The organism is Streptomyces spororaveus (assembly GCF_016755875.1).
In the GTDB taxonomy this organism is placed as follows: Bacteria; Actinomycetota; Actinomycetes; order Streptomycetales; family Streptomycetaceae; genus Streptomyces; species Streptomyces spororaveus.
Genome location: NZ_BNED01000005.1, coordinates 6,379,388 through 6,393,846, shown reverse-complemented (window position 1 = coordinate 6,393,846; position 14,459 = coordinate 6,379,388). Strand labels below are relative to the sequence as shown.

Here is a 14,459-nt window from a genome sequence, read left to right as displayed (position 1 = left end):
ATCTCCGCAAGGGGTAGGACCACCTTCAGGCGGTCCCACCCCCGAGTCGGCAAGTGCGTGGAGGCAACCGGTGACCGAGATTCCTGCCCAGCGATGCGGGCCTCCGCCGCGCGAGACCCTTCGCGAGGCGTACCGGGCCGCAGAGTCGAGGGCACTGGTCAGCCCTGACTTCCGCGCCCTCTCGGGCGACAGCAAGATCCAGGTCATGAGCGAGGCGGCCATCTGCCTGCTCGTACGGCTCGACCAGGCCGACAGGAATCCCGGACTGGAGGAGGTGACGGACCTCCTCACCGACGAGATCTTCAACCAGATCAAGATCCTGAACCGGAAGGAGAACCGCGACCGCAGGAACGCGTACCCCACGACGTACTTCGACCACCTCGTCGACCCCGGCGGCCCCGACGACGAGCCACCGGAAACCGAGAACCGGGACGAGGACGAGGACAAGGACGACTTCCGGTTCGCGCCGGACGAGCTCAACGCGTTCTGGAACCTCTTCCGCAAGCAGTTCAAAGGCCGTCAGCGCGCCGTCCTCGAACTGCGTTTCAGCGAGGAGGGCGCCCTGCTCAGCGACGCGAAGATCGCCAAACGGCTCGGGGTGTCCCGCCGGACGGTGCGTACGGCCGTCAAACGCGCCGAGGAGAAGTTCCCCAGCCTGAAGGAGGCCCTCCGCCCCTTCGGCGAGAAGGCCGGCTACATCGAAAGCGACGAGTGACCACGGCAGTCCCGCACATACGCGGGCGGGGCCGTCGTACGGCTGCAACCAGGCGACGGCCCCGCCCACTACCCGGCCAGTGAGAGCCAAGTTGGAAAGAGGATGCACATGACGAACGAGGGCGAAAACCTCGGCTTCGAGAATTGGTACGGCCGGCACCTCCGGGCGCTGCACGCCTGGGCTCGTGCGCGGCTCACCGTCAGGGACGTCGAACCAGAGCTCGACCACGTGTACGCCGAGGCCGCCCGGCGTCTCGCCCGGCTTGAGGAGGGCGCGGCCGACAAGACCGAAGGGCGGCTCTGGCGCGGACGCCGTAGCCAGGGGCGCCGCAACCACGGGCGCCGTACACGGGCGGACGGGGGCTGGCAGCTGATCCCCCCCGGTCAGATCTGGGCGGCTCTGCCGCGCTGGCCGTTCGCAGCCCCGCTCTGGCTCACGATCGGCGCCGCGGCCCTCACCGCGGTCTGCGCCGTACGGCTGCAGTAACCCCGCGCAGCATGAAGCCCGCTGCTCGCCAGGCCTTCGAACCGAGAGCAGCGGGCCGACGGACACCCCTGTGAAAGGACATCCCATGAGCAGCATGCCCGATGAGTACGGTCCGCAACACACGAACGCCCCGGCGGTCCTGGGGCACACTCTGGACGACCTGATCGCCGCGGCCGAGCACGAGCTGCTCTGCCGCAACGGCGAGGTCGCCCGGCAGAAGACCGAGATCCGCCGGCTCAAGCGCCGTCGGCGCCGCGCCCGCCGCCGCGTCCTGCGCCGCCAGCTGGCACGTACCGCCCGCCCCGTGCTCGGCATCGCGCTGGGGGTGTGCGGCCTGATCGCCTTCGTCGCCGGTTTCATCGCGTTCCTCATGGGCTCGGACCGGACGGACGACTGGTTCACCATCGGGGTGACGGCCTGGGGTGCGGCCGCCGTCTTCCGTTTCGAACGTCGTTCCTGATATCCGGCAGGTCACCCCCCCCCCGTCCGAACGAGGGGCCCGCCACCGTTTCGGCGGCGGGCTCCCCTCGGCCGTACGGACCCGCCCGCCGCAAGCGGAACGGAAACGCGGCGCGGAAATATCGCGAGGGTAAGGGAACGGCAAAGCCCCTCCGGTCGTTCTCCGGGCATGACCGCTATGACCCCTGGATCCAACCTGCCGCTCAATGCCGTCCGCGTGACGGTCGACGTGGCTGCGCCGGTGCGGCTCGACGTGTCCGCCCTGCTCCTCACGGCGGACGGCAAGGTGCGCTCCGACGCCGACTTCATCTTCTTCAACCAGCCCGCCGGGCCCGGTGTCGGCTACCGGTCCGGCGGCGGTTCGACGCCGGACTCGATCACCGTGGACACCGGCGCCGTGCCCCCGGGCATCGAGCGGATCGTGGTCACGGCCAGCCCCGACGCCGCCGGGCAGAACTTCCAGGGCATCGAGCCCACCGCCACCGTGCGCAGCGCCGACGGCGGCGCGGTGATCGCCTCGTTCACCCCGCCGCAGCTGGCGACCGAGACCGCGCTGGTCGTCGTCGAGATCTACCTGCGCGGCGGCGTGTGGAAGGTGCGCGCGGTCGGCCAGGGGTACGCGAACGGCCTCGCCGGCATCGCCACCGACTTCGGGGTCTCCGTGGACGAGGAGCCCGCGGCTCCCCAGGCCGTGGCCCCGCCCGCGCCCCCGGCGCCCGCCGCGCCCCCGGCCCCGCCCGTCTCCTACCCGGCCTCCCCCTGGCTCGGCGGCGCCACCACACCCGCCGCGCCCGTGCCGCCCGCCCCGCCCGCGCCCCCGGCTCCGGTTCCCGCCGCCGGCGGCGGGAAGATCAACCTCGACAAGGGCCGGGTCAGCCTCCAGAAGAACCAGACCGTCTCCCTCGTCAAGGGCGGCCGCCCGCTGCTCTCCCAGGTCAAGATGGGTCTGGGCTGGGAGCCCGCCTTCCGCGGCAAGGACATCGACCTCGACGCGTCCGTCATCGCGTACGGCCCCCAGCGCAACCACATCGACAGCTGCTACTTCGGCAAGCTGTCCATCCTCGGCGGCGCCATCAAGCACTCCGGCGACAACCTCACCGGCGAGGGCGCGGGCGACGACGAGGTGATCGTCGTGGACCTCGGCCGGATCCCCGCCGACGCCACCGGTCTGGTCTTCACAGTCAACTCCTTCTCCGGCCAGAAGTTCACCGAGGTGGCGAAGGCCTACTGCCGTCTGATCGACGCGGCGAGCGGCGAGGAGCTGGTGCGCTTCGACCTCACGGGCGCCGAGCCCCAGACCGGCGTGATGATGGCCAAGCTGATCAAGCAGTTCTCCGGCGAGTGGGAGATGACCGCCATGGGCGACTTTGTGAAGTCGCGCACAGTGCGCGGCATGGTCAAGCCGGCCGCGCAGGCACTCTGAGCAGGTGGGCGGGCATATGCGGCCACCGGTGCGCGTCCCGGGTGATGGATGCCACGCGTAATCCGTAAGTGGCTGTCAGTGCCCGCCCGTAGCCTTGGAAGCATGTACAAGACACTCAGCCCCGCGGGTCCCGCCCGCCCGTCCGCCGCCGAGGCGAACGAGGCGATACGGCACCTCGTCGAGACGCGGGTGGACGGCGAGTGGCCCTCCGAGGCATATGAGTTCCTGCTCGCCGAGTGGGCCGAGGCCTCGCGCGCGGAGGTTTCCCCGGCCCAGTAGGCGCGTGCGCGTCGGACGCGTGCGCGTCGGCGCCGCCGACGTCAGTGCGCGCGCCGCCACGGCCCGGTGATGGCCAGCATGATGCCCGGGTCCTGGATGTTGGCGTACAGCGTGCGCCCGTCCGGGGCGAAGCAGACACCGGTGAATTCGGAGTACTCCGGCGCCTCGGCCGACCCGATGTTCAGCTCGTTGCGCGCCAGCGGGTAGGTGCGCCCCGACGCGGTCGCGCCGAACAGGTGCTGCAGCCCCGAGCCGTCCTCCGCGATGATCAGGCCGCCGTACGGGGACACGGTGATGTTGTCGGGGCCGTCGTAGCCGCCGTCCGCCGACGGGTCCGCGTTGACCCCGATCAGGACGGTGAGCCGGACCGTACGCCGCTTGGGGTCGTAGAACCAGACCTGGCCGTCGTGGGCCGGGCCCGGGCTCTCCTCACGGGCGTAGGACGAGACGAAGTACGCGCCGCCGTCCGCCCACCACATGCCCTCCAGCTTGCGCCCGCGCGTCACCTGACCGTCCGCGAACTGCTTGCGCACCGGTACGGTCCGGGCGTCGCGGTCGGGCACGTCCACCCAGTCGACCCCGTACACGGTGCCGGTCTTCGTGGTGCGCGAGAAGTCGTCGACGAACCGGCCGGAGCTGTCGATGCACTTGGCGGCCTGGAGCACGCCGGCGTCGGCCGCCAGCGTACGGAGCCTGCCGCGCCCGTGGTGGAAGCCGCGGGGCGGGGTCCAGCGGTAGAGCAGCCCGTTGGGGCCGGAGGCGTCCTCGGTCAGGTAGGCGTGGCCCTGGCGCGGGTCGATGACCACGGCCTCGTGGTCGTAGCGCCCGAAGGCCTTGACCGGCCGCGGGTCGCGGTTGGCGCGCCGGTCGTGCGGGTCGACCTCGAAGACGTAGCCGTGGTCCTTCGTCATCCCGTTCTTGCCGGCGAGGTCCGAGTTCTCCTCGCAGGTCAGCCAGGTGTCCCAGGGCGTGGCACCGCCCGCGCAGTTGGTCGACGTACCGGCGATACCCACCCATTCGGCGATCTCGCCGCCGCGCCGGACCTCGACGACCGTGCACCCGCCGGCCGCGGCCGGGTCGTAGACCAGGCCCTCCGTGAGCGGGACGGGGTGGGCCCAGTTCTCCCGCTTGCCCTTGAGCTCGTGGTTGTTGACGAGGAGGGTGACGCCGCGGTGCCCCTCGAAGGCGGCGGTCCCGTCGTGGTTGGACGGGGTGGTCTCGCCGGAGTCCAGCCTGGTGACCCCGCTGTGCGTGATGACGCGGTACGTGAACCCGGCGGGCAGGGCCAGCAGTCCCGCCGGGTCGGGCACGAGCGGGCCGTAGCCCGGCTCGCAGGGCCGTCCGTGCTCGTCGCGCTCCGTGCCGTCCTCGGCGGCGAGCGCCCCCGGGGCGGTGGCGAGGGCGCCGACCGTCCCGGTGAGCGCGACTCCCGCGCCGGCGATGACGGTACGAGCGGTGAAGTCTCTGCGGCTGAGCGGCATCGGGGCTCCAGGGGTGGGGAGGTGGTGCGCCTGTCGTGCGGTCGTCGGCGCACACGCTCTCGCCCGCACGTGAACGGCGGCTGAACTACCCACCAAGAGGAACCGGCCCCTTGCCCTGTCCCGGAATGGCCAACTCCGGCCGCAGGAACGGCGCATTGTCACCACCCGCCGGAACGACAGGAACCCCTAGGCCGGACGGCGGGAGCGGGCCTTGAAGGCGGCCTTGCGGGCCTCCTTGGCCGCCTTCCTGTCCGGGTGCAGCCGGCCCATCGCCTCCAGGACGTATGCCGTCGCCGGGTGTTCCACCCGCCATGCCTGCTCGAAGAAGCCCGCGTGATGCGCGGTCAGGGTCTCCATCAGGAGCGGCAGCTCCTCCGTCTCCCCGTCCGCGGCGAGCTGCGCCGCGATCGTGTCCACTGTCAGCCAGAACACCATTTCCTGGTCCGGCGCCGGTACGTCGCTCACCCCGCGCTCCGCCAGCCAGACCCGGGCGAGCCCGCCGAGCTCCGGGTCGTCCAGCACCGAGCGGACCGCGGGCTCGGCCTCCGGCCCGGCCGGCGCCAGGGCCTGCTGGCACCGGAGCCGGCGCAGCGGGCCGCCCTCGTCGTCCCCGCGGGCGGCGGCCAGCAGTTCGGCGGCCGCGGCGGCCGGTTCCCGGCCCGCCAGCCACTGCTCGATCTCGGCCTGGGCGGCGCTCTCGGAGTAGGAGGAGACCGCGTCGAGCAGTACGTCGGCGCCCTTCTCGGCCAGTTCGCCGACGGCGGGGGCATCGACCCCGGCCTCCAGCATCCGGGCCCGGACCCCGTAGAGGCCGAGGGGGGTCAGGCGGACCATCCCGTAGCGGGACACGTCCTCGTCGTCCACGGCGCTCGCGGTCTCCGGCTCCAGGGGCCCCTCGGCCTCCGCCATCAGCGCCTCGTCGACGGGCCGGAACTCCACCAGCCCGATCGGCTCCAGCTGCCGGAACTGGTCGTCGAGGCGCATCATCGCGTCCGAGACCTGTTCCAGTACGGCATCGGTCGGCTCGCCCATGTCGTCGGGCACGACCATCGACGCGGCGAGCACCGGCAGCGGAACCGGCTCGTCCGCGGCCCCGCCCTCGGCGACGGTGAGCAGGTAGAGGTTGGCGAGGACCCCGTCGAGGAAGTCCGCCTCGCGCCCCGGGTTCCAGTCCAGCCGGTCGAAGTCGATCTCGCCGCCGGCGTCCAGCGCGTCGACGAGGTCGTCGAGGTCGGGTACGGCCGCGTCGGCGAGGACCGTGTCCAGGGCCGCCAGCCAGAGGTCGAGTACGTCGCCGGGCGCCCCGCCCGTCACCAGCGCGAGGTCCTCACCGGGGGTGGCCGTGCCGAACCGTTCCTCGTCGTCCTCCCCGCCGTCGCCCTTCCCGCCGTCGTCCTCCGGTTCGGTCACGTCGACCAGTCCGGTGTCCACGGCCACCCGCCACGCCTGGCTCGCGTACCCGGCGGAGTCCTCGTCGGCGGCTTCGAGGCCGAGCACCGCGGCCGCCTCGGGCAGCTGGGCGGTGGCGAGCTCGCCGCCGACGCCGACGCGGGTGTCCGGTCCGGCCCAGCGGGCGAGCCGTACGGCGCGCGCGAACAGCGGTGCGCCGAGGGCCTCTCGGGCCAGCTCCGCATCGGAGTGCAGCCGGACCGGCGGCAGCGTGGGGTGCGACTCTGCGGACATGGGGCGGTTCTCCTCGCGGACGCGATGGGGCAGGGCGTTTCGGGGTGTTTCGGGGTGTGGCGTTGGTGACACGGGCCGCGCACCGGTCGGACCGTCACATGCGCCCGGATTTCGATGACATGGCCGACATGACGGGCAGTGCGGGCATGCCGGATGTGGCGCAGATGACAGACGCGGCCTGAGTGCGGCGTTCCAGCGTAGACGCATTTCGGGTTTGTCCGGCGGGCCATCCCCTTTGGTTCATCCCACAGTCAGCTGTCGTATTCCCTGGAGGGGTTGACAACTTTGCGGGCCACACAGGAAATTGACGCGCGTAGATGTATCGGGGGCGGCATGTCTCCCGCAGATCTCACTGCCGTACCCCCCACCTTTTCCCTCTCCCACACCGGAGTTCCTGCCCATGCGCTCCTCGCATCCCCGTTCCGCCGCCGTCGCGGCCCTCGTCGCCACCGCACTGGCCACCGGCCTGCTCGCGGGCTCCGCCGACGCGGCCGAAGGCGCCGTGTCCGCCGATCCGATACGCATCCACGACATTCAGGGCACCACCCGGATATCCCCGCTCAACGGCAAGCAGGTCACGGACGTCGCGGGCATCGTGACGGGCGTGCGGACGTACGGCTCGCGCGGCTTCTGGATCCAGGACCCGGACGCCGACGACAACGACGCCACCAGCGAGGGCGTCTTCGTCTTCACCAACTCGGTCCCGACCGTCGCCACGGGCGACGCGGTCAAGGTCTCCGGCACGGTCGGCGAGTACATCCCCGGCGGTCTGACCTCCGGCAACCAGTCGGTGACCCAGATCTCCAAGCCGACGGTGACCGTGGTCTCCTCCGGCAACGCGCTGCCCGAGGCCACCGCGGTCAACGAGTACTCGGTGCCCGCCGAGTACGCCCCGGCGGGCGACCCGGCCGCCGCCGGCAGCATCAACGGCCTGGCCCTGGAGCCCTCGCGCTACGCCCTCGACTACTTCGAGTCCCTGGAGGGCATGAACGTCAAGATCGGCACCTCCCGCGTGGTCGGCGCCACCGACCCGTACTCGGAGCTGTGGGTCACGGTGAAGGGCTGGGAGAACACCGCCAAGCGCGGGGGCACCATCTACGGCTCCTACGAGTCCCAGAACACCGGCCGCCTGCAGATCCAGCAGCTCGCGCCCGTCGCGCAGCAGCCCTTCCCGGTGGCCAACGTCGGCGACAAGCTGACCGGCACCACGGAAGGCCCGCTGGACTTCAACCAGTTCGGCGGCTACACCCTGGTGGCCCGCACCCTCGGCACCGTCAAGGCGGGCACCCTCGCCCCCGAGAAGACCAAGCCGCAGGCCGAGCAGGAGCTCGCGGTGGCCACGTACAACGTCGAGAACCTCGACCCGACCGACCCGCAGGAGAAGTTCGACGCGCTGGCGAAGGCGGTCGTCGAGAACCTCGCCTCCCCCGACGTCCTCGCCCTGGAGGAGATCCAGGACGACAACGGCGCCAAGAACGACGGCACCGTCTCGGCCGAGCAGACCCTCACCAAGTTCACCGCGGCGATCTCGGCCGCCGGCGGCCCGGCCTACCAGTGGCGGACCGTCAACCCGGAGGACAAGAAGGACGGCGGCGAGCCCGGCGGCAACATCCGCCAGGTGTTCCTCTTCAACCCGGCGCGGGTCTCCTTCACCGAGCGCGCCCCGGGTGACGCGGTGACGGCGACCGGCGTGACCAAGGTCAACGGCAAGGCCGCCCTGACCCACTCCCCCGGCCGCATCGACCCCGCCAACCCGGCGTGGGCGGACAGCCGCAAGCCGCTGGCCGGCGAGTTCGTCTTCCGCGGCAAGACGGTCTTCGTGATCGCCAACCACTTCGGCTCCAAGGGCGGCGACGAGGGCCTGACCTCGCACCACCAGCCGCCGGTCCGCTCCTCGGAGGCCAAGCGACTGCTGCAGGCGCAGGCCGTGAACGGCTTCGTCAAGCAGATCCTGGCGGAGGACAAGAACGCCGACGTGCTGGTCCTCGGTGACATCAACGACTTCGAGTTCTCGGCGACGACCGACGCGCTGGCGGACGGCGGGGCGCTGTACCCGGCGATCAAGTCGCTGCCGAAGGCGGAGCGCTACTCGTACGTCTACCAGGGCAACGCGCAGGTGCTGGACCAGATCCTGACCAGCCCGGCGATCAAGAAGTTCACGTACGACAGCGTGCACATCAACGCGGAGTTCTCGGCGCAGAACAGCGACCACGACCCGCAGGTGCTGCGCTTCCGCCCGTAACCCTCCGGGTCCCGCAGCCGCAGGGGGTCCGGCCACCGTCCCGGCCGGGCCCCCTGCCACAATCCGGCCATGATCTTCCGTGAGGCCACCCGTCAGGACCTGCCCGCCGTACTCGCCCTGCTCGCCGACGAGCACCAGGTCCTCGACCCGGCCTCGATGACGGTCGGCGAGGCGCACGAGCGGGCCTTCGCCGCGATCGGGGCGGACGCCCGCAACGAGATGCTGGTCCTCACGGAAGGGGGCGGGGCGGACGCGGCGGGCGAGGTCGTCGTCGGCTGCCTCCAGCTGACGTACATCCCCGGCCTGGGCCAGAACGGTCAGGAACGGGCCCTGGTGGAAGCGGTACGGATCCGCGCGGACCGGCGGGGCTCGGGGCTCGGGGCCGAGCTGATGCGGCTCGCCGCCGAGCGGGCCCGCGAGCGCGGATGCGGCCTGGTCCAGCTGACCAGCAACAAGCGTCGGACGGCCGCGCACCGGTTCTACGAGCGGCTGGGCTTCGCGCGCAGCCACGAGGGCTTCAAGCTGCGCCTGGAGCCGTAACGGGTCTTCTCGGACAAGGTAGGGACTTTCGGCCCTGGCGTGACGCTCGACACATCCCTGCCGAATCGACCGGTCGGGGTGGTTGAGTAGCTCCACGCTCGATCTTGTACCGGCTCGTACCGACCGCACTCCCGGAGGATCCTCGTGTTCCCCTCCATCTCCCTCGCTCAGGAAATCGGCCTCGCCGTCCTGCTCGTGGCCGCGATCGTCTGGTTCACCGGCCTCCGTCACATGCGGGGGGACAGCGACTTCCACCACCCGGAGCCCGCCGGGGCCGAGGGCCTGCCCATGATCCCGGGCCAGCGTGGCGCCGCCGCGCACCCGATGGAGTCGGTGGAGCTGACCGAGGCGGAGAAGCAGGCCTTCGCGGGCCTGGTCCGCACGATCGCCCTCCACTGAGCGTCCCCCTGTGCACGCGCCCCTGACCACGGTCTTCCTGTGTCGTCGCTGCCGCCGCGCGGTGACTCCGGCCGTCACCGAACGGCCGCTTCCGGACCCGGACGTGGACGACGGGTGGTACCAGCCCCGGATCTCACCCACGGACGCGAACGGCCACACCGACGAACCGATCGTGCGGATGGCCCCCGGTACCTTCGCGATCGACCCCGCGCCCTGTGGCCCCCCGTACGTGCTGGAGGCCTCGTCCGGCCTGCTCGTCGAGTCCGGCCCGAGCGGCACCATCGTGCTCAACCCCGGCGACGGCATCGGCCTGGAGGCTCATCCGGACGTCGCGATGCGCCGCGGGTACTGCTGCGGGATGGACGGCGAATGGGGTCCGAACCTGGTGTGCGCGTGCGGTGCGGTCATCGCCACCGTCTACTCGGACTGCTATCAGGTCCAGGAGCTGCGGCTGCAGCCGGACGCGGTCGAACGCCGGGGATGACCGCCGGACGCCCGGATCGCCCCGTGGACACCGGGCAGGCGAGCGCCCTCCGGGCCGGGTGGGCCGGGAGGGCGATCGGGGACGGTTCAGACGTCAGTTGTGGCTGTGCAGGACCTCGTTCAGGCCGCCCCAGGCCGCCTTGTACGGGCGGGCCTCGACGGCGCCGGTCACCGAGTTGCGGCGGAAGAGGATGTTGCTGGCGCCGGAGAGCTCCAGGGCCTTGACGATCTGGCCGTCCGGAAGGGTCACCCGGGTGCCCGCGGTCACGTAGAGGCCGGCCTCGACCACGCACTCGTCGCCCAGCGCGATGCCCACGCCCGCCTCGGCGCCGATCAGGGTGCGCTCGCCGATCGAGATGATCTGCTTGCCGCCGCCCGAGAGGGTGCCCATGGTGGAGGCGCCGCCGCCGATGTCCGAGCCGTCGCCGACCACGACGCCCGCGGAGATGCGGCCCTCCACCATGGAGGTGCCGAGGGTGCCCGCGTTGAAGTTGACGAAGCCCTCGTGCATGACGGTGGTGCCCTCGGCGAGGTGCGCGCCGAGCCGGACGCGGTCCGCGTCGGCGATGCGCACGCCCTTGGGCGCGACGTAGTCCGTCATCCGCGGGAACTTGTCGATCGAGGTGACCTGGAGGTGCAGGCCCTCGGCGCGCGCGTTGAGGCGGACCGTCTCGACCTGGTCGACGGCGACCGGGCCGAGCGAGGTCCAGGCGACGTTGGTCAGCAGGCCGAAGACGCCGTCGAGGTTCTGGCCGTGCGGCTTGACCAGGCGGTGGCTGAGCAGGTGCAGGCGCAGGTACGCGTCGTGCGCGTCCAGCGGCTTGTCCTCCAGGGAGGAGATGACCGTGCGGACGGCTACGACCTCGACGCCGCGGACCGCGTCCGTGCGGAGGGCCTTGGCCGCGGCGGCGCCCAGCAGCTCCACCGCCCGGTCGGCGGTGAGGCGCTCGGTGCCGGCCGGGCCGGGCTCGGCGACCAGCTCGGGGGCGGGGAACCAGGTGTCGAGGACGGTGCCGTCGGCGGTGATGGTGGCAAGGCCGGCGGCGACGGCGCCGGTGGTACGCGTAGCAGTCATATCCGAAACCTAACCGGCGACGGCCTTCGGTCGCGAACCGGTCTCATGTGACGGTCGCACGGGTCGCCGCACCCCCCGCGCACCCGTGACCAGCACGATCACCCCGGCGGCCGCGCCGAGGGCCGCGCACAGCGGCCACAGCAGCTGCGGCGCGGTGTCGTACAGGGCCCCGCCGAGGGGCGCGGCGAGGACGAAGCCGCTGATGGAGACGCCCGCGTACAGGCTCTGGAACCGGCCGACGGCGTGCTCGGGCGACTCGTCGGCGACGTAGGCCATGGCGGTGGTCTTGTAGAGGATCTCGCCGAGGGTGAGCAGGAGCATCATCGCGACGGCCGTCGCGGTGCCGACCCCGAGCACCAGCATCGCGTAGCCGCCGCCCACCAGCACCAGCCCGCTGCCGATGACGTGCAGCGGGGAGCGCCGGCGCAGGGCGAGGGCGGCGGGAATCTCCAGGAGGAGGATGACGCCGCAGTTGACCGCGATGAGCCATCCGTAGGCGCGGGTGTCCAGACCGTGGTCGGCGAGGTACACGGGGAAAGTCGTGAGGTGCTGCCGGTAGACGATGTCGGTGACGGCGATCGCACCGAGCAGGACCAGTACGGCCGGCCGCGCCCGCAGCTCCCGCCACAGCCCTCCTCGGCCCAGACCCCCGTCCGGGGCCGAGGGAGGGGCGGTGGCGGCCCGGGCCGGAACGACCCGGGCGGTCCAGAGGGCGAAGAGGAGGGTTCCGAGGCCGTCCGCGACGAAGAGCCAGTCGTAGGAGAGGCCGGTCGCGATGAGGGCCCCGAGCGGTCCGCCCACCGCGAAGCCTCCGTTGGACAGGCAGCGGGTGACGGCGAAGGCCTGGCGGCGGGAACCCTCCGGCACGGTGACGGCGACCAGCGCGGAGTTGGCGGCGCGGATCACCCCGGAGGTGTACTGGGCGAGCGGCAGGAGGAGGGCCAGCAGCGGGGTGGAGACCGCCGGCAGCGCCACGAGCGCGGATCCCCCGAGCGCCGAGGCGGCGAGCAGCACCCGGCGGTGGCCGAAGCGGTCGCCGTACCAGCCGCCGGTGAAGTTGCCGGCGACCAGGCCGATGCCGCCGATGCCGACGATCAGGCCCGCCTGGGTGGTGCCCAGGCCGCGCGGGCCGGTCAGGTAGAGGAAGACGAAGACGACGGTGAAGCTCGCGAGGGTGTTGACGAAGATCCCCGCAGCCAGCAGCCACACGACCCTCGGTACGTCCTTGATCCCCTGCAGCACACCCGTGCCCCCCGCTTCCCTGAGTGAGTTCCCTCGGAGTGAGTTCCCTTTGGGAACGGACTATGTCAGCATGACAGCCTTGGGTCAACGGACGAAGGAGTTCCCATGGCCCAGCGCACACACCTCGGCGACGCGGACTGCGCCATCGCCCAGGCCCTCGACGTGGTGGGCGACTGGTGGACGCTGCTGATCGTGCGCGACGCCGCGCGCGGTCTGCACCGCTTCGACGAGCTCCAGCGCGAGTTGGGAATGTCCCGCAAGGTGCTGGCGGAACGGCTGAAGCTGCTCGTCGAGGCCGGGGTGCTGTCGCGCGAGCCGTACCAGGAACGCCCGGTGCGGCACGAATACCGGCTGACCCCGCGCGGGCGGGGGCTGCTGCCCGTCCTGGTGGCCCTCCAGGACTGGGGAGACACCTGGATCCTGGGAGAGGGAGAGATGACGGCGACGACCGACGAGGCCTCGCGCGAGGCGGAACGGGTGCACGCGCTGCGCGGCACGCGGATTCCGCCGCTGCTGCTGCCCGACCGTTTCGGCGAGCTGAGCGACCCGGTGGCGGACACCCCGTTCACGGTCCTGTACTGCTTCCCGGGCGCGTACGCGCGCGCCGAGTCCTACCCGCCCGGCTGGGCCGGCATCCCCGGCGCCACGGGCTGCACGTTCGAGTCGTGCACCTACCGCGACCAGCTCGCGGAGTTCACCGCGGCCGGCGCCACCGTGCACGGGGTGTCGGCCCAGCGTCCGGACGAGCAGCGGGAGTTCGCGGAGCTGGAGCGGCTGCGCTTCCCGCTCCTGTCGGACGCGGAGCTGACGCTGACGACCGCGCTGCGGCTGCCGACGTTCCGCGCGGGGGGCACGAGCCGGATCAAGCGGCTCACCTTGGTCATCGACCGCGACCGCACGGTCCGCGAGGTGATCTACCCGATCCGGGACATCGAGGCGAGCGTGCAGACCGCCCTCGCGGCGGTACGCTCCGCCGGCTGAGCGGGCCGCCGCCCGCGCAGGCGCCCCGCCTCGTCGAGGTGACCGGGGCGCGGGGCGGAACCGGCCGCCGGCGGCGCGCCTACGACGGCCGCAGGATCCGCCGCAGGACCTCGCGGGCGTACTCCTCGTCGTACGCGGCGTCCGTCAGCAGGACCTGCAGGCCGATCCCGTCCATGGCCGCCACCAGTGCCCGCGCGGTCACCGGGTCGGTCCGCGGGGTCAGCGCCGCCGCCACCGCCTCGCACCACTGCGCCGCCACGGGGCGCAGCGCCGGGCGGCGCAGGGCCGCGAGGTAGAGCTCGTACTCCAGCTCGACCCGGCCCCGGTCCGCCGCGAGGAACTCCCCGAGCATGCGGGCCAGGGCCCCGGCGAGGTCCGCGTCCGGGTCGGCCAGCGCGGTCGAGCGCGCCACCGCCTGCGCGAAGCCCTCGTTGGCCTGGCGCAGCGCGGCGACCAGCAGGTCGTCCAGCGTCTTGAAGTGGTACGTGGTCGACCCGAGCGGTACGTCGGCCTCCGCGGCGGCGCTGCGGTGGCTCAGCCCCGAGATGCCCCGCTCGCCCACCACCCGGAGCGCCGCGTCGATGATCCGCTGCCGCCGGTCCGGGTCGTAGCGCCGCGCACCGGGGGTCATCAGTGGGCCCCGCCGAGATTGAGCAGGACCACGCCGCCGATGACCAGGGCGATCCCGGCGATCTTGGCGGCGGTGGCCGCCTCGCCCAGGAACACCATGCCTATGGCGGCGATCGCGGCGGTGCCGACGCCCGCCCAGATGGCGTACGCCGTGCCGACCGACAACGACTTCAGCGTCTGCGCGAGCAGGGTGAAGGCGATGACGTAGCCCAGCAGGGTGCCCAGCGACGGCCACAGCTTCGTGAAGCCGTCGCTGTACTTCATGGCGGTGGTACCGGCGACCTCGGCCGCGATGGCCGCGGCAAGCATGACGTAGGGCATGCGTACGACTGTACACATCG

General features: G+C 72.1%; 16 protein-coding genes. 10 read left to right on the top strand and 6 right to left on the bottom strand.

Features of this window, described 5'->3' with window-relative positions:
* Positions 1–70: 70 nt before the first annotated feature.
* The 5 genes from Sspor_RS31375 to Sspor_RS31355 all read left to right on the top strand — a co-directional run bounded on the left by Sspor_RS31375 (position 71) and on the right by Sspor_RS31355 (position 3,362).
* Complete coding sequence (locus Sspor_RS31375; RefSeq protein ID WP_202202103.1) at positions 71–715, top strand: sigma factor-like helix-turn-helix DNA-binding protein; 645 nt, start codon at positions 71–73, stop codon at positions 713–715.
* Between the two features lie 108 nt (positions 716–823).
* Entirely contained in the window at positions 824–1,201 is a 378-nt protein-coding gene (locus tag Sspor_RS31370; RefSeq protein WP_202202102.1) for a hypothetical protein, read from the top strand.
* A gap of 85 nt (positions 1,202–1,286) precedes the next feature.
* Entirely contained in the window at positions 1,287–1,661 is a 375-nt protein-coding gene (locus tag Sspor_RS31365; RefSeq protein ID WP_202202101.1) for a hypothetical protein, read from the top strand.
* Positions 1,662–1,829: 168 nt separating this feature from the next.
* The gene (locus tag Sspor_RS31360; protein WP_202202100.1) at positions 1,830–3,083 is read left to right on the top strand and encodes a TerD family protein; all 1,254 of its coding nucleotides are present in this window, start codon (positions 1,830–1,832) and stop codon (positions 3,081–3,083) included.
* 102 nt (positions 3,084–3,185) lie between these two features.
* Positions 3,186–3,362 carry a hypothetical protein gene (locus tag Sspor_RS31355; RefSeq protein ID WP_202202099.1) on the top strand — a complete coding sequence of 59 codons (177 nt, stop codon included), beginning with the start codon at positions 3,186–3,188 and terminating at the stop codon, positions 3,360–3,362.
* Positions 3,363–3,403: 41 nt separating this feature from the next.
* On the opposite strand, the gene Sspor_RS31350 is transcribed toward Sspor_RS31355, so the two are convergent.
* Both Sspor_RS31350 and Sspor_RS31345 read right to left on the bottom strand, forming a co-directional pair.
* Positions 3,404–4,843 carry an alkaline phosphatase PhoX gene (locus tag Sspor_RS31350; RefSeq protein ID WP_202202098.1) on the bottom strand — a complete coding sequence of 480 codons (1,440 nt, stop codon included), beginning with the start codon at positions 4,841–4,843 and terminating at the stop codon, positions 3,404–3,406.
* A 186-nt stretch (positions 4,844–5,029) separates the two neighbouring features.
* Positions 5,030–6,526, bottom strand: a complete 1,497-nt coding sequence (locus Sspor_RS31345) for a hypothetical protein (protein WP_202202097.1) — start codon at positions 6,524–6,526, stop codon at positions 5,030–5,032.
* 400 nt (positions 6,527–6,926) lie between these two features.
* Between Sspor_RS31345 and Sspor_RS31340 the strand changes: the two genes are divergently transcribed.
* From Sspor_RS31340 to Sspor_RS31325, 4 genes are all read left to right on the top strand, one after another.
* On the top strand, positions 6,927–8,768 hold the full coding sequence (locus Sspor_RS31340; protein WP_202202096.1) for a DUF8508 domain-containing protein: 1,842 nt from the start codon (positions 6,927–6,929) through the stop codon (positions 8,766–8,768).
* Between the two features lie 69 nt (positions 8,769–8,837).
* A complete protein-coding gene (locus Sspor_RS31335) occupies positions 8,838–9,308 on the top strand; it encodes a GNAT family N-acetyltransferase (protein WP_202202095.1) in 471 nt (156 codons plus the stop codon).
* Between the two features lie 144 nt (positions 9,309–9,452).
* The gene (locus tag Sspor_RS31330; RefSeq protein WP_202202094.1) at positions 9,453–9,707 is read left to right on the top strand and encodes a hypothetical protein; all 255 of its coding nucleotides are present in this window, start codon (positions 9,453–9,455) and stop codon (positions 9,705–9,707) included.
* A 10-nt stretch (positions 9,708–9,717) separates the two neighbouring features.
* Entirely contained in the window at positions 9,718–10,191 is a 474-nt protein-coding gene (locus tag Sspor_RS31325; RefSeq protein WP_202202093.1) for a hypothetical protein, read from the top strand.
* A 93-nt stretch (positions 10,192–10,284) separates the two neighbouring features.
* Here the strand turns inward: Sspor_RS31325 and dapD are convergent, their stop codons facing one another.
* On the bottom strand, positions 10,285–11,265 hold the full coding sequence (dapD, locus tag Sspor_RS31320) for a 2,3,4,5-tetrahydropyridine-2,6-dicarboxylate N-succinyltransferase (RefSeq protein ID WP_202202092.1): 981 nt from the start codon (positions 11,263–11,265) through the stop codon (positions 10,285–10,287).
* A 9-nt stretch (positions 11,266–11,274) separates the two neighbouring features.
* On the bottom strand, positions 11,275–12,504 hold the full coding sequence (locus Sspor_RS31315; protein WP_202203986.1) for an MFS transporter: 1,230 nt from the start codon (positions 12,502–12,504) through the stop codon (positions 11,275–11,277).
* Positions 12,505–12,612: 108 nt separating this feature from the next.
* Between Sspor_RS31315 and Sspor_RS31310 the strand changes: the two genes are divergently transcribed.
* Positions 12,613–13,488: a winged helix-turn-helix transcriptional regulator gene (locus tag Sspor_RS31310; protein WP_202202091.1), complete on the top strand. Its 876-nt coding sequence runs from the start codon at positions 12,613–12,615 to the stop codon at positions 13,486–13,488.
* Between the two features lie 79 nt (positions 13,489–13,567).
* Here the strand turns inward: Sspor_RS31310 and Sspor_RS31305 are convergent, their stop codons facing one another.
* Both Sspor_RS31305 and Sspor_RS31300 read right to left on the bottom strand, forming a co-directional pair.
* On the bottom strand, positions 13,568–14,119 hold the full coding sequence (locus tag Sspor_RS31305) for a TetR/AcrR family transcriptional regulator (RefSeq protein ID WP_202202090.1): 552 nt from the start codon (positions 14,117–14,119) through the stop codon (positions 13,568–13,570).
* A complete protein-coding gene (locus tag Sspor_RS31300) occupies positions 14,119–14,439 on the bottom strand; it encodes a DMT family transporter (protein ID WP_202202089.1) in 321 nt (106 codons plus the stop codon). The genes Sspor_RS31305 and Sspor_RS31300 overlap by 1 nt, the downstream gene beginning before the upstream one ends.
* Between the last annotated feature and the right edge of the window lie 20 nt (positions 14,440–14,459).